The following is an 18,051-nucleotide window of genomic DNA, read 5'->3' as shown; positions in this document are numbered from 1 at the left end:
TCCGCGATCCTCACTCCTTCTTCTCTCCGCGAGGTCCGATGAGCAGCGTTCCCACCTCGTCCGACGACTTCTGCTTCCGGCACCCGGGCCGGCAGAGCTACGTGCTCTGTCAGCGGTGCGGGCGCACGGTGTGCCCCGAGTGCCAGGTGCAGGCGGCGGTCGGGGTGCACTGCGTGGAGTGCGCCGCGCGTGACCGCCGCGAGGCGCCGCGGGTGAAGCGAGGGCGCCCCGCGTTCTTGCAGAACCTCACCGGTGCTGGTGCGCCCGTGGTCACGTACTCGCTCATCGGGCTGTGCGTCCTGGTGTACGTGCTGCAGCTCATCCCCGGATTGGGTGTCACCAACGCCATCCTCTTCGCCCCGGCCTACGTGCAACCCTCCACGGGAGCTCCGCTCGAGCCGTGGCGCATGATCACGTCGATCTTCGCCCACTCGCCGAGCTCGATCTTCCACATCCTGCTCAACATGTACTCGTTGTTCATCTTCGGGCCGATCCTCGAGCGCATGCTCGGGCGAGGGCGCTTCCTCGCGCTCTACCTCATCGCAGGGCTGGGCGGCTCGGTCGCCGTGAACCTGCTCGGAGGTCCGCTCACCGCCGTGCTCGGCGCATCCGGAGCGATCTTCGGCCTCATGGGCGCCTTCTTCATCATCAACCGGCATCTGGGCGGCAACAGCATCCAGATCATCGTGCTCGTAGGCCTCAACCTGGCGTTCGGGCTCTTCATCCCGGGCATCTCGTGGCAGGCCCACCTCGGCGGCCTGATCGCCGGCGGCCTGGTGGCCCTCATCTACGTGCGCACGCGGCCGATCCGCATGCGCACGACGCAGATCCTGCTGGTGGCGGCGGTGGCGCTGGGACTGGTGGCCATCACCGTCGCGCGCGCTCTGGTCTGAGTTATCCACAGTCCAGTGGGTTATGCACAAGACTCTCCACACCTGTGGACTTATCCCCAGGTGTTTCCACATTGGGGATAATCACACCGTTGTAATTCCCCGCGCCGAGATCTCTCGCTAGCGCCACCTGGTGGTCATGATGAAGCCGATGAAGGCGATGCCGAAGCCGATGAGGATGTTCCAGCTGCCGAGATCGGGGATGGGGAAGAGGCCCTGGCTCACGTAGAACACGATGATCCAGAGCAGGCCGACGATCATGAAGCCGAACATGACGGGCTTGAACCACACCGGGTTCGGCGCCTTGGCCGAGGCGTCGTCGCTCGTGCGCTGAACCTCGCGGCTCCGGCGGGCGACCTCGTTCGATGATGCTTTGTCTCGGGCCATGCCGACGATTCTAACGGGGATTGTCCCGGCGTTCTCCACGGGTTGTCCACACGCTGTCCACAAGTGACCTGTGAGTACACAGGGACGACTGTTCGAGGCCGCCGCCCAGCTTGGCTCTCGTAGGATTGAGCCCATGAGCGCGCAGTCCGAGGAGCCCGTCCTCAGGCGTCCTCGCCGCCCCCGTCGGTCGACCGCGTCGAAGGTCGTGGGGGTGGCCGGAGAGGTGCTCATCACGGGGGGCGTGCTGGTGCTGCTGTTCCTCGGCTGGCAGTTCACGCTCAACGGCGTGATGCTGAGCAATCAGCAGGCCTCCGATGCCGATTCCCTGGTGGAGAGCTGGTCGGCATCGACGCCCGCCCCGGCGTCCGACGACGGAACCGGCGCCCCCGACACCGCTGTCAGCGCTGCTTTCGCCTACGGCCAGCCTCCGGTCTCGAGCACGCCCGCGCCCGACTCCGCCGAGGAGTTCGCCGTCATGTACGTCCCCCGCTTCGGAGCCGACTACCGCAAGACCATCGCCGAGGGCGTCGATCCGAAGTCGGTGCTCAACAAGGGTGGCGCCGGTCACTACTCCACGACGCAGATGCCGGGCGAGGTGGGCAACTTCGCCGTCGCGGCCCATCGCGACGGATGGGGGAGCCCGTTCCTCAAGATCAACGAGCTCACCGTCGGCGACGCCATCTACGTCGAGACCCAGGACGGCTGGTACACCTACACCTTCCGCGGCCTCGAGTACGTCTCGCCCTACGGCGTCGGCGTGATCGACCCGGTTCCGCAGATGGAGGGTGTGACGGCGACCGATCGCATCATCACCCTCACCAGCTGCAACCCGCTCTACGTCGCCTCCGAACGCATCATCGCGTACGGTGTGCTCACCGACTGGACGCCCCGTTCGGCCGGTGCACCCGCCGCCATCGCCTCACTCACGGGAGCCTGACCGATGTATGCAGCCCTCTGGCGCATCCTGCCCGGCCCGGTGTGGCTGCGCATCCTCATCCTGGTGGTGCTCGCCGCCGTGGTGCTCGCGGTGCTGGCGTTCTGGGTGTTCCCCTGGATCGACGAGTTGACGGCGCCCGCGCAGGATGTCACGGTGGAGCAATGACCCGAGTCCTCGTCATCGACAACTACGACAGCTTCGTCTACACGCTGGGCGGGTACCTGCAGCAGCTGGGCGCCGAGACCGAGGTGGTGCGCAACGACTCGTTCGACGCGGCCGATGCCGCCGAGGTGATCGCGGGGTACGACGCGGTGCTCATCTCGCCCGGGCCGGGCAAGCCCTCGGAGGCGGGCGTCTCCATCCCGGTGGTGTTCGCCGCGATCGAGGCTCAGAAGCCGCTGCTCGGTGTGTGCCTGGGCCACCAGGCCATCGCGGAGGCCCTCGGGGCCACCGTCACCAACGCCGAAGAGCTCATGCACGGCAAGACCTCGGTCATCCGGCACGACGGCAGCGCCTTCTACGACGGGGTGCGCGACGGATTCACCGCGACGCGATATCACTCGCTCGCCGTGGTCGACGGCACCGTTCCCGACACGCTCGAGGTCACCTCCCGCACCGAGGGCGGGGTCATCATGGGCCTGCGCCACGTGAGCGCGCCCGTGTACGGAGTGCAGTTCCACCCCGAGTCGGTGCTCACCGAGGGCGGCTACGCCATGCTGGGCAACTGGCTCGCCGCCGCCGGGCTCGAGAGCGCGCGCGAGACCGCTCAGGGGCTCAACCCGCTGCTGCGCGCTGTCTGACCGGCGCGGTCGCCGGGGCGCAGGCCGGCCGACGCGTTCGCCGAGCTGATCAGCTGCAGTACTCGAGCACGATCTCGGAGCGCTGCGTCGCGTCGCCCTCGGCGATCGACTGCCGCACCACCGTGTTGGCCGGCTCGGTGCAGTTCGTCACCGCACGAGGGGTGACCACCAGCAGGAGATCGGTCATGCGGGTGGTGCCGTCGCTGATCGGCAGGCCGATCACACTCGGCACCGACACCATGCCGGTCGACACCACCATGTCGATGGTGTCGCCCGCGTAGGCGGCCGCGTCGACGGCGGGGTCGGTGCGGATGATCACATCGGCGGCGATGTCGGGGGAGTTCTCCTTGATCGTCTGACCCACCGTGAAGCCCGCGGCGACCAGCGCGGCGGCCCCGTCGGTGACCGAACTGCCCGCCACCGACGGGATGGCCACCGTCTCGCGGCCGCTCGACACGTGCACGTCGATGACCGTGCCGGGGCTGACGATGGTGCCCGCGCCCGGATCGGTGTCGATCACCTGGCCCGCCGGCACGGTGTCGCTGACGACGTCGTAGCGCGCCGTGACGAGGTCGAGCTGCTGCAGAGTCGCGTCTGCGGCCTCGAAGGTCTGACCCGTCACCGACGGCACCTCGCGCGAGGTCGAGGGCAGCTCGGTGCTGGGTTGCAGCGACAGCACCCACACCACGATGCCGATGAGGATGACGGCGACCGAGGCGATGCCCGCCCAGATCCACACCACGGGCGGCCGCGACTGCGTGCGCACCGTGTACTCGTCGTCGCCGGCGAGCTGGGTGAGCGCGGAGTCGCCGCCCTGCGCCAGGCTCGGCGGCGCACCGAACAGCGAGGTCTGGAAGTCTTCGACGGGCAGGCGCTTCGACGGGATGCGCCCGGCCCCCGCGGTCTCGAGATCGGTGCGGAACTCGACCGCGCTCTGGAACCGGGCGAACCGGTCTTTCGCGAGGGCGTGCAGCACGACCTGATCGATGGCGGGAGACACCAGCGGGTTGATGCTGGAGGGGGCGACCGGCATCTCGCTCACGTGCTGGTAGGCCACCGCCACGGGCGTCTCACCCTTGAACGGCGGTTCGCCGGTGAGCATCTCGAACAGCACCACGCCGGTGGAGTAGAGGTCGGTGCGGGCGTCGACCGACTCGCCGCGGGCCTGCTCGGGAGAGAAGTACTGGGCGGTGCCGAGGATGGCGGTGGTCTGGGCGACCGTCGCCGAGGAGTCGGAGATGGCGCGGGCGATGCCGAAGTCCATCACCTTCACCTGGCCGCCGTGGGTCACCATGACATTGCCCGGTTTGATGTCGCGGTGCACCACACCGGCCCGGTGGGAGTACTCCAGCGCGGTGAGGATGCCGTCGGTGATGCGGATGGCCTCCGCCGAGTCGAGCGGGCCCTCCTTGATGATGTCTTTGAGAAGGCGTCCTTCGACGAACTCCATGACGATGAACGGGACGACACCCTCGAACCCGCCGGCCTCGGCGACCCGCTCCTCGCCGGCGTCGAACACGCGCACGATCGTGGGGTGCGCCATACGTGAAGCGGCCTGGGCCTCCTGGCGGAAACGGGTGCGGAAGACCGGGTCGCCTGCGAGCTGCGACTTGAGCAGCTTGATGGCGACCTGGCGGCCGAGTCGCTCGTCGCGCCCCGAGTACACGTTCGACATGCCGCCGCGGCCGATCAGTTCGCCGAGACGATACCGTCCGGCGAGGAGTCGGGTCTCATCGGCCACGCTCAGTCGTTCCCGCCGCCGTTGCCGTTGCCATTGCCGTTCCCGCTGTTGCCGGTCGGGGGCACGGCGATGCTGAGGGTGAGCGCGGGCGAGAGGCCCGAGGCGGAGCCGGAGCACGAGACCCCGTACTTCACCTCGATGTTCTGGTCGGCCGCCTCGGCCGCCACGAGGGTGGCCGCCGGGTTGGTACCGGGCTGGATGGTGACGGTGGCGTTCGTCGCTTCAACCGTGTAGCCGGTGAGGGTGGTGCCCGAGGGGCAGCTGTACGAGGTCCACTGCACCACGAACTCGGCGCCGGCCTCGACCGTGTCCTCCTCGACTCCCGCGCCGCCGGTGGGAGCGCTCGTGGGAGCGGTCGGCACGATCACGTCGGTGTAGACGGTGAGGGAGATCGTGGTTCCCGGCTGCACGTTGCCGACGGGCGAGGCCTGGTAGACCACGTCGACCTGATCGGCGGAGGGCGCCGCGTTGCCGGCGACGCGGGTCGCGCTGAGGCCGAGACCCTGCAGCAGGCTCGCGGCCTCGTCGAAGGTCTTGCCGCGCAGCTCGGACTCGGTCACCGGCACGGTGGTCCGCACCGGGGTCGGTGTATTGCTCTGGGTGGGAGTGGGTGTCGGGGTGTTCGTCGCCGCCGTGGTGGTGGGCGTGCTCGGCGCGGAGCTGTTGCCGCCCTGCAGCACGAGCGCCACGATCGTGCCTACGAGAACGAGGGCGAGGATGATGATGAGCACGATGAGCGGCCAGGTCCACGGGCTGCGCTTCTTAGGCTCGTCTTCGACGGTCTCGCCGGGGGGCGGACCGGGCACCAGCGGCACGCCGTTGCCCGGTCGGGCGCCGGCACCGGCGGCAGGGAGCACGGTGGTGGCCTGGGTGGCACCTGGCAGCTGCCCCGGGGCCGGCATGACCGTCGTGGCACTGGTGGGCGGCAGCGGCTCGTCGCCGAGCACCGCGGGCACCGAGGCGGCCGCCGCCGCGATGTCGCCGCGGCGGAGCGCCATCGCGGCGCGCGCGAGGGCTCCCGTGGAGGCGGGCCGCTCGTCGGGCTTCTTCGCGATGCACGAGAGCACGAGGTTGCGCACCGGCTCCGCCACCGTGGTGGGCAGGGCCGGCGGGGTCTCGTTGATCTGCGCCATGGCGATCGCCACCTGAGACTCCCCTGTGAAGGGGCGCTTGCCGGCGAGGCACTCGTAGGCCACGATGCCGAGCGAGTAGATGTCGGTGGTGGGGGAGGCGGGCTGGCCGCTGGCCTGCTCGGGCGAGAGGTACTGCACGGTGCCCATCACCTGGCCGGTGGCCGTGAGCGGCACCTGGTCGGCGATGCGTGCGATGCCGAAGTCGGTGATCTTCACGCGGCCGTCGGGTGTGATGAGGAGGTTGCCCGGCTTGATGTCGCGGTGCACCAGACCCGCCGCGTGGGCAGCCTGGAGCGCCAGCGCGGTCTGCGCGATGATGTCGAGCACCCGATCGGTGGAGAGCACGTGCTCGCGCTCGAGGATGGTGGAGAGCGCCTCGCCGGGCACGAGCTCCATCACGAGGTAGGCGCTGCCCTCCTCCTCGCCGTAGTCGAACACGTTGGCGATGCCCTCGTGGCTGACGAGGGCGGCGTGACGGGCCTCGGCGCGGAAGCGCTCGAGGAACCCGGGGTCGCCGAGGTACTCGTCCTTGAGGATCTTGATGGCGACGGTGCGCCCGATGACCAGATCGGTGGCCTGCCAGACCTCGCCCATGCCGCCGATCGCGATGCGATTGGACAGCTCGTATCTGCCCCCGAAGGTCACGCCAGCTGTGGGTCTCATTTACTCAGCACCGCCTCTAGTACTCGTTTCGCGATCGGCGCGGCCAATTCGTTGCCTGTACCGGATTGACCTTGCCCCCCGCCGTCCTCGACGACCACTGCCACGGCGACCTGAGGGTTGTCGGCGGGGGCGAATCCCGTGAACCACAGAGTGTAGGGATCGCCCTCCCCGTTCTCTGCGGTACCGGTCTTACCGGCCACGCTGACGCCGTCTATTCTTGCATTAGTCGCCGCGCCGCTCTCGACCGCGTCGACCATGAGCTGGGAAAGTTCCGAAGCTGTTACCGAAGTCAGCGGGGTGCTGAACTCGGTCGCTTCGAAGCTCTCCAGCACACTGAGGTCGGGCGCCGTGATCTCGTCGACGAGGGTGGGGGTCATGATGGTGCCGCCGTTCGCCACGGCGGCAGAGAGCATCGCGATCTGCAGCGGAGTCGCCACGTCGCTGCCCTGCCCGAAGGAGGCCAGGGCGAGCTGCGCGTCGTCGAGTCCGCGAGGGAAGACGCTGGTCGACACGTCCATCGGCACCGACAGCTCCGAGCCGAAGCCGAAGGCGCTCGCCATGTCGGCGAGGGCCGACTCGCCCATCTCCATGCCGAGCTCGGCCATCGGGATGTTGCACGAGAGGATGAACGCGGTGGCGATGGTGACCTCGTCACCCGAGCCGCAGGTGCCCCCGCCGGCGTTGGCCACCGAGGAGTCGCTGCCGGGCAGCTGCAACCGGGCCAGGTTCGGCTCGGTGTGATCGACCGAGAGGCCGGCGTTCTGCAGCGCGGCGGCGGTGGTGACGATCTTGAACGTCGACCCGGGAGGGTTGAGGTCGTTGATTGTCTTGTTGATGAGCGGGTCGCCCGGGGCGGCGAGCAGCTGGTCGTAGGTGTCGATCACCTGCTGGGTGTCGTGCACGGCGAGGGTGTTCGGGTCGTAGTCGGGCTTGGACACCATCGCAAGGATGCGCCCGGTCGACGGCTCGATCGCCACCACTGCGCCCTGATACGAACCGAGTGCGTCATAGGCGGCCTGCTGCACGACCGGGTCGATGGTGAGCTCGACCGAGGCGCCCTGCGGGTTCTGGCCCGTGACCAGGCGGTTGAGGTAGTCGAGGAACTGCGAGTCGGAGGTGCCGGAGAGGTAGTCGTTGAGCGACTGCTCGATCTGGCTCGAGCCCTGACCCAGCGTGTAGTAGCCGGTGACCGCGCTGTAGAGCGCTCCCTGGGGGTAGGTGCGCTGGTACTTGTACTCGTCGTCGGTGGGCACCGACATCGCGATGGGCTGGCCGTCGACGAGGATCGGGCCCCGCTCGGTGTCGTACCCGGCGTAGATGCTGCGGGCGTTGCGGGCGTCGCCGGAGAGGTTGTCGGCCTGGAAGAACTGGATGATCGTGGTGGACACCAGCAGGGTCGCGAACATGAGGAACACGACGACGCTCACGCGCTTGAGTTCACGGGTCACGGCTCTAGATCACCAGCCTCGGCTGATTGCGGACTGTGTCCGACAGGCGCAGCAGCAGCGCCACGATGATCCAGTTCGCCACCAGCGACGAACCTCCGGCGGCCATGAACGGGGTGGTGAGCCCGGTGAGCGGGATGACGCGGGTCACGCCGCCGATGACGATGAAGCACTGCAGCGCGACGGTGAACGACAGGCCGACACCGAGCAGCCGGCCGAAGTCGTCCTGCCCCGCGAAGCTGATGCGGAAGCCCCGGGAGATGAAGAGCAGGTAGAGCGCGAGCACCGCGAACACGCCCGCGAGTCCCAGCTCCTCGCCGAGCGAGGCGAAGATGTAGTCGCTCTGCGCCAGCGGGGTGATGTCGGGCCGGCCACGGCCGAGACCGGTGCCGATGAGCCCGCCGTTGGCGAGGCCGAACAGCCCCTGCACGAGTTGATAGCTGCCGCCCACCGCGTCGTAGTGCTCCGGGTTGAACGCGTCGAGCCAGTTCGTGAACCGGTCGTTCACGTACACCAGCACCTGCCCGGCGATCACCGCCCCCACGAGGAAGAGCCCGACGCCGAGCACCACCCAGCTCGCCCGCCCGGTCGCCACGTAGATCATCACGACGAACAGCCCGAAGTAGAGCAGCGCGGTGCCGAGGTCGCGCTGGAAGATGATGATGGCCATCGACAGCGCCCACAGCACCAGGATCGGGCCGAGGTCTCTGGCACGCGGGAACCGCATCCCGAGCACCTTCCGGCCCACCATGGAGAGGCTGTCGCGCCGCGAGACCAGGTAGCCCGCGAAGAACACCGCCAGGGCGATCTTCGCCACCTCGCCGGGCTGGAACGAGAAGGCGCCGATGTGGATCCAGACGCGGGCGCCGTAGATCTCCTGCCCGATCACCGGCAGCATCGGCAGCAGCAGGAGCACCGCGGCCACGAGCATCGCGATGTAGGTGTAGCGCTGCAGCACCCGGTGGTTGCGGATCACCAGGATGACGGCGATGGCCAGGGCGATCGCGATCCCGCTCCACACCACCTGGCGGAGCGCGGTGCTCTCCCAGCCGGTGAGGTTCTCGGCGATGTCGATGCGGTAGATCATCGCGATGCCGAGGCCGTTCAGCAGGGCGGCGATCGGCAGGATGAACGGGTCGGCGTTGGTGGCCACGATGCGGAGGGCCACGTGGAGGCCGAGCACGAGCACCGCGAGGCCTGCGCCGATGGTGACGACGGTGAAGTCGGCGACCCCCAGGGCTCCGAGCTGCACCAGCACGACCGAGAGTGCGTTCACCCCGCAGACGAACAGCAGCAGGAAGAGCTCGAGGTTGCGCAGCTTCTGGGGCACGCGGATGCGCCGGATGCCCTTCGGGGGCGTCTCCGGGGCGGTGGCGACCGGGGCGGTCGTCACGGTGTCGGCTCCGGGCTCGGTGCGGGCGTGCCGGTGGGGGTCGGGGTGGGCGTCGCGGTGCTGCCGCCACTGTCACCGGCCCCGCTGCCGGCGCTGGTGCTCAGGCGCTCCACCACCTGCTGCGCCGCGGCGGCGGAGTCGGTGCTGATGGTGTTCTCCACCTGGCGGCGCGTGTAGGCGGGCAGGTCGTCGACCGCGATGTCGGTGAGCTGGTAGACGTGCGAGAGCTGCAACGGGCCGACGCCCTGCTGCACGCCCTGGAAGATGGCGACCGTGCCCTGCGACTCGCCCACGTAGAAGCGGGTCTGCGTCCAGCGGTAGCCGGCGTAGAGGCCTCCGGCGATCAGGGCGAGCACGACGAGCGTGCCCACCAGCCAGGTCACCTTGCGGCGTCGGCTGCGCCGCCGGTCTTCCTCGATCAGTTCGTCGAGGTAGTCGTCGGACTCCGGCTCGAAGTGGCTGGGTTCGGAGGTGGGGTTCCTCGGGTGCAGGCGCAGGCCCGGGATGCGCGAGCTGCGGCGGCCGGCCGGCTGCTCGAACGCGATGGGGCGCGCCGCCGAGCCGACCGTCACCGGCTCCACCTCCGGCGTCTCGAACGACTGGTGCACATCCACCACCACGACGGTGACGTTGTCGGGCGCCCCGTGGTCGAGGCTGGCCCTCACCAGGGCGTTGGCCGCATCCTTCGGGGTGATGGTGTTGCGCAGGATCGCGGCGATGTCGTCGTGCTCGACCACGCCGGAGAGGCCGTCGGAGCAGAGCATCCAGCGGTCGCCCGGCCGGGTGTCCATCACCTGCAGGTCGACCTCGGGGGCGGCGTCGACGTCGCCGAGCACGCGCATCAGCACCGAGCGGCGCGGATGCGTCTTGGCCTCCTCGGCCGTGATGCGGCCGGAGTCGACGAGGCGCTGCACGAAGGTGTGGTCGACGGTGATCTGGGTGAGCACGTCGTCGCGCAGCCGGTAGACCCGCGAGTCGCCGATGTGGGCGAGGGCGACGCTGTGGCCCACCCGCACGAGGGCGCTGAGGGTGGTGCCCATGCCGGTGAGTTCGGGATGCTCGTAGACCGCCTCGGTGAGCACGGCGTTCGCCGCGACGATCGCCTCCTGCAGCGCGAACTCCGCGTCGACGGCGGAGCCGTACGGGCCGTCGATCTCGGCCAGCCGCTTGAGGGCGAGCGCGCTGGCGACGTCGCCGCCCGCGTGGCCGCCCATCCCGTCGGCGACCGCGAACAGGGTCTCGCCGGCGAAGCCCGAGTCCTGGTTGTTGGAGCGCACCTTGCCCACGTGGGACACGGCCGCGCTCGCGGTCACGATCGCCACCCGGGTTACCGCCGGAGCTCGAAACTCGTCGCGCCGATGCGGATCGGCGTGTTGAGCGGAACGTGCGTGGGGGTGGTGACCCGCACGCCGTCGAGGAAGGTGCCGTTGGTGGAGTCGAGGTCTTGTACGACCCACTCGTCGCCCCAGATCATGAGGCGGGCGTGATGCGTGGAGGTGTAGTCGTCGCGGATGACGACGCTCGAGTCGGAGGAGCGGCCGATGGTGAGCGGCTCGGAGCCGAGCGGGATCTCGCTGCCCGACTTGGCGCCGGAGGTGATGACGAGTCGGCTCGCGTTGGCGAGGGTGGCGCGCGGTGGGCCGCTCAGCTCGGTGCCGGGGGCCGGGATGAAGGTGGGCACCTTGGGGGCGGGGGCGGACGGTGCGGGAGGGCCGGCTTGGGCCGCTGCGGCGGGGGTCGGTGCTGCCTGGCCCGTGGGTGCTGTCTGGCCCGCTGCGGCTGCGGCTGGGGCCCCGGCGGTCGCCGGCTCCTTCAGCTTGCGCACCCGCTGCCCGAACAGGTCGGAGCGCATCGCGTAGACCACGATGAAGATGAACACCCACAGCAGCGCCAGGAACGCCAGCTGCAGGATGAGGAGGGTGAGTTCGCTCATGGGCCGCCTACCGCCAGAACCCGCCGGGTGCCGCGGGGGCGGACGGCGACGCCGGACGGCCGCCGCGCGAGGCCGACGACTGCGGCACGATGCGGAAGACGATGTCGGTGCGGCCGATCTTGATGACCGAGTCGGGCTCGAGGTTGGCCCGCTGGAAGGGCTGCCCGTCGAGCGTGGAGCCGTTCGTGGAGCCGAGATCGCGGGCCTGGGCCCGCTGGCCGTCCCAGATGATCTCGACGTGCTTGCGCGAGGTGCCGGTGTCGTCGATGGTGATGTCGGCGTCGGAGCCGCGGCCCACCACCGTGCGGCTCTTCGTGAGGGGGTGGCGCGTGCCCGCGATGTCGAGCACGGGCATCCAGCTCACCTGGCCCTGCACGTTGGCCGAGTCGATCTGCACCACCCCCGTGGTGAGGCCGGGACTCTCGACGAGGTCGACCGTCACACCGCCGGCGAACTGGAAACCCTGCTGCGCCGCGTGCTGCACCACGATCTGGTTGAGGTCGTCGACGAGCGCGGGGCCGATCGCCGTCATGCGCTGGTAGTCGGAGGGCGCCAGCAGCACCTGGAAGCTGTTGGGAACCAGGATGCGCTCGCGCGAGACGACCGCGGCCTTCGTGTCGAGCTCGCGCTTGAGCGCCGCGGAGATCTCGACCGGCTGGAGCCCCGAGCGGAAGGTCTTCGCGAAGGCGCCGTTGACGGCGCGCTCGAGACCCTTCTCGAAGTTGTCCAGTATTCCCACGTCTCTCCCGATCTTCTTTCTCGCGGCGCCCGTCGGCCGCTCGGTGGGCGGGTTCGGTGGTGCCGGTCGATGCCAGGCGCTGGTCGCGCGCACTGTCCAAGGCGTGAATGCTACGACGATGTTACTTGTCTCCGGTGTTAATGCACTCTCAGGCGTCTTCGGGGTCGCGGGCGGTTCGCCGGGTTCGCTCGCGATCCGCGTGCCCACGACGGGAGTTCCGCTGCCCTGTCTCGCGCGGTTCGCGAGGCGACCCGCGCGCGTGCTAGTCTCTCCTAGTTCGCGCGAGTGGCGGAATTGGCAGACGCGCTGGCTTCAGGTGCCAGTGCCCGCAAGGGCGTGGGGGTTCAAGTCCCCCCTCGCGCACGAACAGGATGCCGGACGACCTTCAGGTCGGCCCGGCATTCGTCGTTTCGGGAGCGTGTTCCCGGCTCCCGCCCCGGTCAGGCGTGGAGGGCGTCGTAGCGGGCGAGGGCGTCGGCGTCGGTGGCGTAGGTCGCGGCGCGGCGGGCGGTGTCGAGCGCGACGAGGGGGTCGGATTCGAGGCGGGCCCGCTCGAGTTCGCGGTGTGCCGAGGCGAGGCGGGTGCGCGCATCCGTGCCCACCCCGCCCCGGCGGGAGCCGATGAACTGCTCGGCCGTGGCGATGTGGCTCTCGGCGATGCGGAGGGCTCCCGCGAGGGCTTCGCGAGCCGAGTCGATGCGCTGCTGGGCGCTGCGGGCGACGGCGACCGCGGTGTCGAGCTCGGCGGTGGCCCGTGCGAGCGCGTCGAGGTCGGCCACGGGATGCGCGGGGCGGCGTGCGGCAGCGGAGGCGGCGACGGAGCGGAGGCGTTCGCCGGCCTCGGCGATGCGCACGGTGTCGGCGTGGTCGTCGACGCGGTCGCGGAGCGACTGGGCGTCGCGGACGGCGAGGCCTGCGGCGGTGATGGCGTCGGCGAGGCGGGCGGATGCGGTGGCGAGATCGTGGGGGAGCCTCTCGATCGCGTCGTACACGGAGCCGGCGCGGGCGAGCTCGGCTTCGGCGCTCCGGGTGCGGCGTGAGATCGCGGCGAGCGGGTCGGTCTCGAGCTCGGCACGCGCCGCTCGCAGGTCGGACTGTGCGGAGTCGAGGGCGGTCTGGGCATCGGCTGCGGCGTGCGCGAGGTCGGACGAGGCGGATCCGTCGTACTCGCCGGCGACGGTGGCGAGAGTGCGTAGCGCATCCTGGCCCCGTACCCGCACGGTGGCGAGCAGCTCGTCGAGTCGGCGGAGCGAGTCGGCGGCGGAGCCCTCGGCGCGGCGACGCTCGGCGAAGGCGCGGGACTGGGCGGTGGAGAGGGCGAGGGCGGCGTCGCTGAGGGCCAGGATGCGGCGGCTCCAGTCGCGCTGCTCCTGCTCGGTGTCGGGCTCGGAGTCGTCGAGCCGCTGCTGCAGGGCGAAGGCCTCGGATGCGCGCCGGCGGGCGGTGCCGAGGGCGTCGGCGAACTCGTGGGCGGCCGCCTCGCCGAACTCGGCCCGGGCGAACTCGAGCTCTTCCTCGGCGGCGCGGATGCCGTCGTCCATCTGCACCAGGCGGATGCTCGCCCGCTTCCTGAGCTCGTCGACGGGCTCGCGGAGGGGCGCCCCGCCGATCGCCGGTGCCGGGCGGCGGCGGGCGCGGCGGCGCAGGAGCGTGGACACCACGACCAGGCCGGCGACCACCACGACGAGCGCGAGGAGGCTGGGAAGGAGGGAGAAGTCGCCCATGCCTCCACTGTAGGAACCCCGCTTGAGCAAACGCGCAGAGCCTCCCTTCTGAGTAGCAATTGCTCATACCGCCCCGGATGCGCGGTACAGCACCGTGGGTAGCGATCCCTCACGGAAGCGAGTCCTCCATGCCTGTTCCCTTCTCTCGACGTCGACCGCGAGCCTTCGCGGCGCTCGCCGCGGCCGTCCTCGCGGGCACCGCCCTCGGAGGCCTGGCCCTCGTGGTGCCTGCGGCGTCGGCCGTGCCCGGAGATCCCACATCGATCTCGCTGAGCGGTCCGGGCAGTGACTTCGGGGCGGTGAAGACCGGCACGACGGTGACCCGCACACTCACCCTCCTCAATGACGGCACGGGGGCGATCATGGTCGACCCGGCGCCGCTCTCGGCGCTGGCGGCACCGTTCACTCTCGTGTCGACCACCCTCGACTCCATGGACTTCATCGAGGCAGGCACGAGCCGGACGTTCACGGTGAAGTACACCGCTCCAGCCGTGGGTACCGATTCGATGCAGATCGTCACGCTCACGGCGAAGAACATCGACGGCGTGAGCCCCTCGTCGACCTTGCCCATCAAGTTCGCCGGGCGGTCACTCGCGACCGATCGGTCGTTCTTCGTGGTGACAGGTCCCGATGGTGCTGCCAAGGCCGACTTCGGGACGACTCCGATGGGTACGGCGGTCGACCGCGCTCTCACCATCACCGTGCAGGGCATCGATGACCTGAGCTTCTCCATCGCAGACATCTCCATCGCCGACGGAAGCGGTGCGCCGCTGACGTCGGTGGCGGTTGGTGCATCAGACTTCGGCGTCGGCACCAAGTACAAGCCAGGACAGAGCGCATCGTTCACCCTTCGATTCACACCAGCCGCCACCGGCCCGGTGACAGGAACCGTCACGGTCGCGGGCCGTCAGATGAACGGCGATCCCGAGGCACCGAACGTGGTGGTGCAGGTGCCGATCACCGCTTTCGTCGAGGCGGCGGTCGACCCCGAGCCCACTCCGACCCCCACCCCTACCGACGCTCCGACACCGGGTCCGACCACGACACCTGCGACTCCGACTCCCGGGTCCACCACACCCACGACAGGAGGATCCGGCGGGTCGGGGACGGGATCGCAGAGTAGCGGCACCGCCTCCTCGGGATCCACGACGGGAGTGGCGTCGCGGGCCACGAGCAGTCTCGCGCAGACCGGGGCGGAGGCGACGATCCCCGCGGTGATCGTCGCGGCAGGTTTCCTTGCCGCGGGACTCCTCGCGCTGCAGATCGTGCGGAGGCGACGCCGCGCCTGACCGGGTTCCACCCCCGGGAGCCCCGACCGCCGCGAGCTGAACGCGCGCGGGCCGGGGCTCAGTCGCACGCTCCAGCGTGCGCCTTCCTGCAGTGCGCGTCACGTGGTGCGCAGTCAGCGTGACTCTTGCGCGTGCGAGCGGCCGATGCGGGGCGGGAGGGGTGGGGCGTGGCGAGCGGGGGCGTTGCGGGTGGGGGCGTGGCGGGTGGGGGCGTGGCGAGTGGGGGCGCGGCGAGTGGGGGCGCGGCGGGTCAGTCGAGGAGGAAGGGCACGAGGGCGGCGGTGAGTGCGGCGCGTACCTCGGCATCGGGGAGGGTGGAGGTGCCGTCGCCCGGCTGGAGGCCGTAGTCGCCGAATTGAGCGTGGGTGGCGCCGTCGAGCACCACGAACTCCGTGGTCGCGGGCAGCGACGAGCGGCTGGCGTCGATCTTCTCCGGAGTGCTGAGGCCGTCGTTCGAGGCGGAGATCGAGAGAACCGGCACGGAGAGCCCGGACTCGTCGCCTGCGCAGTACGAGCCGAACAGCACCAGACCCGCGGCACCGGAGTCGCCCGCTGCGTACTGGCAGGCTTTGACACCGCCGAGCGAGTGACCCCCCACGAACCAGGTCGACACCGAGGGTTCCACCGCCTCGAAGTCGGAGAGCGGCCGCGGATCGAACAGTGCGAAGTTCAGCAGCGGCCGTGGGATCACGACCGTCACTCCCGCTTCGACCACCCCGCTGAGCTTCGACGCGTAGGCGAGCGGATCGACCTTCGCCCCGGGCAGGAACACCAGCCCCACCGAGGAAGTCCCGGTGGACGGCGTGAGCACCACCGAGTCGTAGGTCCACGCGATGTCGACCGCCGCATCCGCCGCCACCGCCTGCACGGGCTCACGCTCGGCCGCGAAGGTGACGTGCGCGTAGACGAGGAATCCCGCGACGAATGCCACCACCGCGGCGCCCACCGTCACAGCTGCCGTTGCCAGTACACCACGCCGCCTCATCGCCGGTCACCGCGCATCCGCTGCACCGGCCCTCAGAGCAGCTTCTCGCGCAGCTGATCGACCGAGTGCACCACGGCGATCGCACCGACGGCCTCCGCCGGCGACCCGTAGCCCCACTCCACCAGGATGACCGGCACACCGTGATGCCCCGCCCCCTCCACGTCGTGCGAGCGATCCCCCACCATCACGAGGTTCGACAGGTCGGTCTCCCGAGAGCGGAGCCGGCGCAGGGCCTCCTCCACCACGTCCTTCTTCGCGCTGCGCGTCTCGTCCTCCGACGAGCCGCAGATCACGCTGAAGCAGTCGGTGAGCCCGAGGTGCTCGATGATGCGGATCGCCTGCGACTCCGCCTTCGACGTGGCCAGCGCGAGCGGGATGCCCGCATCGTGCAGCGAGCGCACCAGCCCGAGCATCCCGGGGAACACCGTCGCGTCGTCTTGCGGCCCCTCCGACTCCGCGAGACCACGATAGATGCGCAGTGCGTCCAGCGCCTCCTCGGCGGTCATGCCCGCCACGTCGCGGAACCCGTCGAGGATGGGCGGACCCACGAAGGCCACGAGTTCGGCGGGCAGCGGCACCGGCCGGCCCATCGCCGCCAGCGTCCGACCGAGCCGGCCGATGATGCCGGGCGCCGAGTCGGTGATGGTGCCGTCGAGGTCGAACAGGATGCACGACCAGGGCTTGGAGGGGACAGGACGATTCACCCGAGCAATCCTAGGGCGGGCGGGGTTGCGGCCCCAACGCCGCAGTAGACTCGCCCGACCATGCTCGCCTTCGCCGCCCGCAGGCTCGGTGCCCTGCTCACCGTGGCCCTGCTGCTCGCCGCGGCTGCCGTCGTGCTCACGGGCATCCTGCCGGCCCCGGAGTTCGGCGCCCTGCTGACCCGCGTGGCCCCGGTACTCGCCTTCGTGGTCGCGATCACGGTCGTCGCCGAGCTCGCGAGCGCCGCGGGGGTGTTCACGAGCCTCGCCGAGCGACTGGCCCGCTGGGGGCGTGGCCGGGTGTGGGTGCTCTGGATGCTCGTGCTGGCGCTCGCCGTGGTGAGCACGGCCTTCCTCTCGCTCGACACCACGGCGGTGCTCGTCACCCCCGTGGTGGTCGTGCTCGCTCAGCACGTGGGCATTCCGCCGTTGCCGTTCGCGCTGGCCACCGTGTGGCTCGCGAACACCGCCTCCCTCTTCCTGCCGGTGTCGAACCTCACGAACCTGCTCGCGGCCGATGCGCTCGCCGAGTCGCCCGCCCAGTTCCTCGCCGCATCGTGGGCCCCGGCGCTGGTCGGCGTCGTCGCGACCGCGGGCATCCTGTCGCTCGTGCACCGCCGTCAGCTGCGGGGGCGCTTCGAGCCGGCGGAGCCCACTCCTGCGCGCGACCGCGGTCTGCTCGTGTTCGCGGCGATCGTGACCGCGCTGCTGCTGCCCGCGCTCGTGTCGGGTATTGAGGTGGCGGTCGTGGCCGGGGTGGCGGCGGTGCTCCTGCTCGTCGCCTTCGCGATGCGCGAACGGAGCGCACTGCGGCTGACCCTCATCCCGTGGCAGGCCCTCGGCATCGCACTCGGACTGTTCGTGCTCGTGGAGGCGGCACAGGTGCACGGGCTGCAGACCGTGCTCGCGGCCGCCACCGGGTCGGGCGACGACCCGCTGAGCCTGCTGCACCTCGCCGCCGTCGGCGCGCTCGGGTCGAACGCCCTCAACAACCTGCCCGCCTACTTGGTGCTCGAACCGCACGCCGACTCGCCGACTCGGCTGATGGCACTGCTCATCGGTACGAACCTCGGGCCGCTCGTCACCCCGTGGGCATCGCTGGCGACTCTGCTCTGGCACCAGCGGCTCGTCGCGCTCGGGGTCACGCTGTCGTGGCCGCGGTTCATGGCGCTGGGGGTGGTCGCGGTGGCGGTGGTGGTGCCGCTGGCGACGCTGACGCTCGCGTGGGTGGGGTAGCCCCGCCCATCCGCCCGCTCTGCGCGCCCGCCCCGCGCATCCCGCCCCGCCCCGC

General features: G+C 70.3%; 17 protein-coding genes and 1 tRNA gene. 7 read left to right on the top strand and 11 right to left on the bottom strand.

Features of this window, described 5'->3' with window-relative positions; all coding sequences use genetic code 11:
* Nucleotides 1–38: 38 nt before the first annotated feature.
* Nucleotides 39–893: a rhomboid family intramembrane serine protease gene (locus N1031_RS03865; protein WP_259478273.1), complete on the top strand. Its 855-nt coding sequence runs from the start codon at nt 39–41 to the stop codon at nt 891–893.
* Between the two features lie 117 nt (nt 894–1,010).
* Here the strand turns inward: N1031_RS03865 and N1031_RS03860 are convergent, their stop codons facing one another.
* Nucleotides 1,011–1,277 carry a cell division protein CrgA gene (locus tag N1031_RS03860; protein WP_259478272.1) on the bottom strand — a complete coding sequence of 89 codons (267 nt, stop codon included), beginning with the start codon at nt 1,275–1,277 and terminating at the stop codon, nt 1,011–1,013.
* Between the two features lie 133 nt (nt 1,278–1,410).
* Between N1031_RS03860 and N1031_RS03855 the strand changes: the two genes are divergently transcribed.
* From N1031_RS03855 to N1031_RS03845, 3 genes are read left to right on the top strand one after another with little or no spacing between them, the layout of a single operon-like run.
* Complete coding sequence (locus tag N1031_RS03855) at nt 1,411–2,214, top strand: class E sortase (protein WP_259478271.1); 804 nt, start codon at nt 1,411–1,413, stop codon at nt 2,212–2,214.
* 3 nt (nt 2,215–2,217) lie between these two features.
* Nucleotides 2,218–2,379 carry a hypothetical protein gene (locus N1031_RS03850; RefSeq protein WP_259478270.1) on the top strand — a complete coding sequence of 54 codons (162 nt, stop codon included), beginning with the start codon at nt 2,218–2,220 and terminating at the stop codon, nt 2,377–2,379.
* Nucleotides 2,376–3,014 (top strand): anthranilate synthase component II, encoded by a 639-nt coding sequence (locus N1031_RS03845; RefSeq protein ID WP_259478269.1) that lies wholly within the window; start codon nt 2,376–2,378, stop codon nt 3,012–3,014. Before N1031_RS03850 ends, N1031_RS03845 begins: the two co-directional genes overlap by 4 nt.
* Before the next feature lie 49 nt (nt 3,015–3,063).
* On the opposite strand, the gene pknB is transcribed toward N1031_RS03845, so the two are convergent.
* Genes pknB through N1031_RS03810 form a run of 7 tightly spaced genes read right to left on the bottom strand, consistent with a single transcriptional unit; the run spans nt 3,064 to nt 12,061 of the window.
* Nucleotides 3,064–4,755, bottom strand: coding sequence for a Stk1 family PASTA domain-containing Ser/Thr kinase (gene pknB, locus N1031_RS03840; protein ID WP_259478268.1), 1,692 nt, complete (start codon nt 4,753–4,755; stop codon nt 3,064–3,066).
* Nucleotides 4,756–4,757: 2 nt separating this feature from the next.
* Entirely contained in the window at nt 4,758–6,551 is a 1,794-nt protein-coding gene (locus N1031_RS03835) for a serine/threonine-protein kinase (RefSeq protein WP_259478267.1), read from the bottom strand.
* Nucleotides 6,548–7,999, bottom strand: coding sequence for a peptidoglycan D,D-transpeptidase FtsI family protein (locus tag N1031_RS03830; RefSeq protein ID WP_259478266.1), 1,452 nt, complete (start codon nt 7,997–7,999; stop codon nt 6,548–6,550). Before N1031_RS03830 ends, N1031_RS03835 begins: the two co-directional genes overlap by 4 nt.
* Nucleotides 8,000–8,003: 4 nt before the next feature.
* Nucleotides 8,004–9,389 carry an FtsW/RodA/SpoVE family cell cycle protein gene (locus tag N1031_RS03825; RefSeq protein WP_259478265.1) on the bottom strand — a complete coding sequence of 462 codons (1,386 nt, stop codon included), beginning with the start codon at nt 9,387–9,389 and terminating at the stop codon, nt 8,004–8,006.
* Complete coding sequence (locus N1031_RS03820; RefSeq protein ID WP_259478264.1) at nt 9,386–10,711, bottom strand: PP2C family protein-serine/threonine phosphatase; 1,326 nt, start codon at nt 10,709–10,711, stop codon at nt 9,386–9,388. The genes N1031_RS03825 and N1031_RS03820 overlap by 4 nt, the downstream gene beginning before the upstream one ends.
* Before the next feature lie 5 nt (nt 10,712–10,716).
* The gene (locus tag N1031_RS03815; protein ID WP_259478263.1) at nt 10,717–11,322 is read right to left on the bottom strand and encodes an FHA domain-containing protein FhaB/FipA; all 606 of its coding nucleotides are present in this window, start codon (nt 11,320–11,322) and stop codon (nt 10,717–10,719) included.
* Nucleotides 11,323–11,329: 7 nt separating this feature from the next.
* Nucleotides 11,330–12,061, bottom strand: coding sequence for an FHA domain-containing protein (locus N1031_RS03810; protein ID WP_259478262.1), 732 nt, complete (start codon nt 12,059–12,061; stop codon nt 11,330–11,332).
* A 279-nt stretch (nt 12,062–12,340) separates the two neighbouring features.
* Here N1031_RS03810 and N1031_RS03805 point away from each other — a divergent pair.
* Nucleotides 12,341–12,424, top strand: a tRNA-Leu gene (locus N1031_RS03805).
* A 77-nt stretch (nt 12,425–12,501) separates the two neighbouring features.
* Here the strand turns inward: N1031_RS03805 and N1031_RS03800 are convergent.
* The gene (locus tag N1031_RS03800; protein WP_259478261.1) at nt 12,502–13,785 is read right to left on the bottom strand and encodes a coiled-coil domain-containing protein; all 1,284 of its coding nucleotides are present in this window, start codon (nt 13,783–13,785) and stop codon (nt 12,502–12,504) included.
* Nucleotides 13,786–13,913: 128 nt separating this feature from the next.
* Between N1031_RS03800 and N1031_RS03795 the strand changes: the two genes are divergently transcribed.
* Nucleotides 13,914–15,074, top strand: a complete 1,161-nt coding sequence (locus tag N1031_RS03795; RefSeq protein ID WP_259478260.1) for a choice-of-anchor D domain-containing protein — start codon at nt 13,914–13,916, stop codon at nt 15,072–15,074.
* Nucleotides 15,075–15,324: 250 nt separating this feature from the next.
* On the opposite strand, the gene N1031_RS03790 is transcribed toward N1031_RS03795, so the two are convergent.
* Nucleotides 15,325–16,008 (bottom strand): alpha/beta hydrolase, encoded by a 684-nt coding sequence (locus tag N1031_RS03790; protein WP_259478259.1) that lies wholly within the window; start codon nt 16,006–16,008, stop codon nt 15,325–15,327.
* Between the two features lie 83 nt (nt 16,009–16,091).
* Nucleotides 16,092–16,763: an HAD hydrolase-like protein gene (locus N1031_RS03785; protein ID WP_259478258.1), complete on the bottom strand. Its 672-nt coding sequence runs from the start codon at nt 16,761–16,763 to the stop codon at nt 16,092–16,094.
* A gap of 60 nt (nt 16,764–16,823) precedes the next feature.
* Between N1031_RS03785 and N1031_RS03780 the strand changes: the two genes are divergently transcribed.
* Nucleotides 16,824–17,996 carry an ArsB/NhaD family transporter gene (locus tag N1031_RS03780; RefSeq protein ID WP_259478257.1) on the top strand — a complete coding sequence of 391 codons (1,173 nt, stop codon included), beginning with the start codon at nt 16,824–16,826 and terminating at the stop codon, nt 17,994–17,996.
* Nucleotides 17,997–18,051: the final 55 nt, after the last annotated feature.

This window comes from Herbiconiux moechotypicola (genome assembly GCF_024979255.1).
GTDB classification, from domain to species: Bacteria; Actinomycetota; Actinomycetes; order Actinomycetales; family Microbacteriaceae; genus Herbiconiux; species Herbiconiux moechotypicola.
Note: the sequence above shows the minus strand (reverse complement) of the source record. Positions and strands in the feature narration are given on the sequence as shown.

Excerpts from the sequence above, each read along its gene's own strand:
- N1031_RS03815 (WP_259478263.1), bottom strand. The coding sequence starts at position 11,322 with ATGAGCGAACTCACCCTCCTCATCCTGCAGCTGGCGTTCCTGGCGCTG.
- N1031_RS03865 (WP_259478273.1), top strand. The coding sequence starts at position 39 with ATGAGCAGCGTTCCCACCTCGTCCGACGACTTCTGCTTCCGGCACCCG.
- N1031_RS03845 (WP_259478269.1), top strand. The coding sequence starts at position 2,376 with ATGACCCGAGTCCTCGTCATCGACAACTACGACAGCTTCGTCTACACG.
- N1031_RS03860 (WP_259478272.1), bottom strand. The coding sequence starts at position 1,277 with ATGGCCCGAGACAAAGCATCATCGAACGAGGTCGCCCGCCGGAGCCGC.
- N1031_RS03795 (WP_259478260.1), top strand. The coding sequence starts at position 13,914 with ATGCCTGTTCCCTTCTCTCGACGTCGACCGCGAGCCTTCGCGGCGCTC.
- N1031_RS03855 (WP_259478271.1), top strand. The coding sequence starts at position 1,411 with ATGAGCGCGCAGTCCGAGGAGCCCGTCCTCAGGCGTCCTCGCCGCCCC.
- N1031_RS03850 (WP_259478270.1), top strand. The coding sequence starts at position 2,218 with ATGTATGCAGCCCTCTGGCGCATCCTGCCCGGCCCGGTGTGGCTGCGC.
- N1031_RS03780 (WP_259478257.1), top strand. The coding sequence starts at position 16,824 with ATGCTCGCCTTCGCCGCCCGCAGGCTCGGTGCCCTGCTCACCGTGGCC.
- N1031_RS03835 (WP_259478267.1), bottom strand. The coding sequence starts at position 6,551 with ATGAGACCCACAGCTGGCGTGACCTTCGGGGGCAGATACGAGCTGTCC.
- N1031_RS03800 (WP_259478261.1), bottom strand. The coding sequence starts at position 13,785 with ATGGGCGACTTCTCCCTCCTTCCCAGCCTCCTCGCGCTCGTCGTGGTG.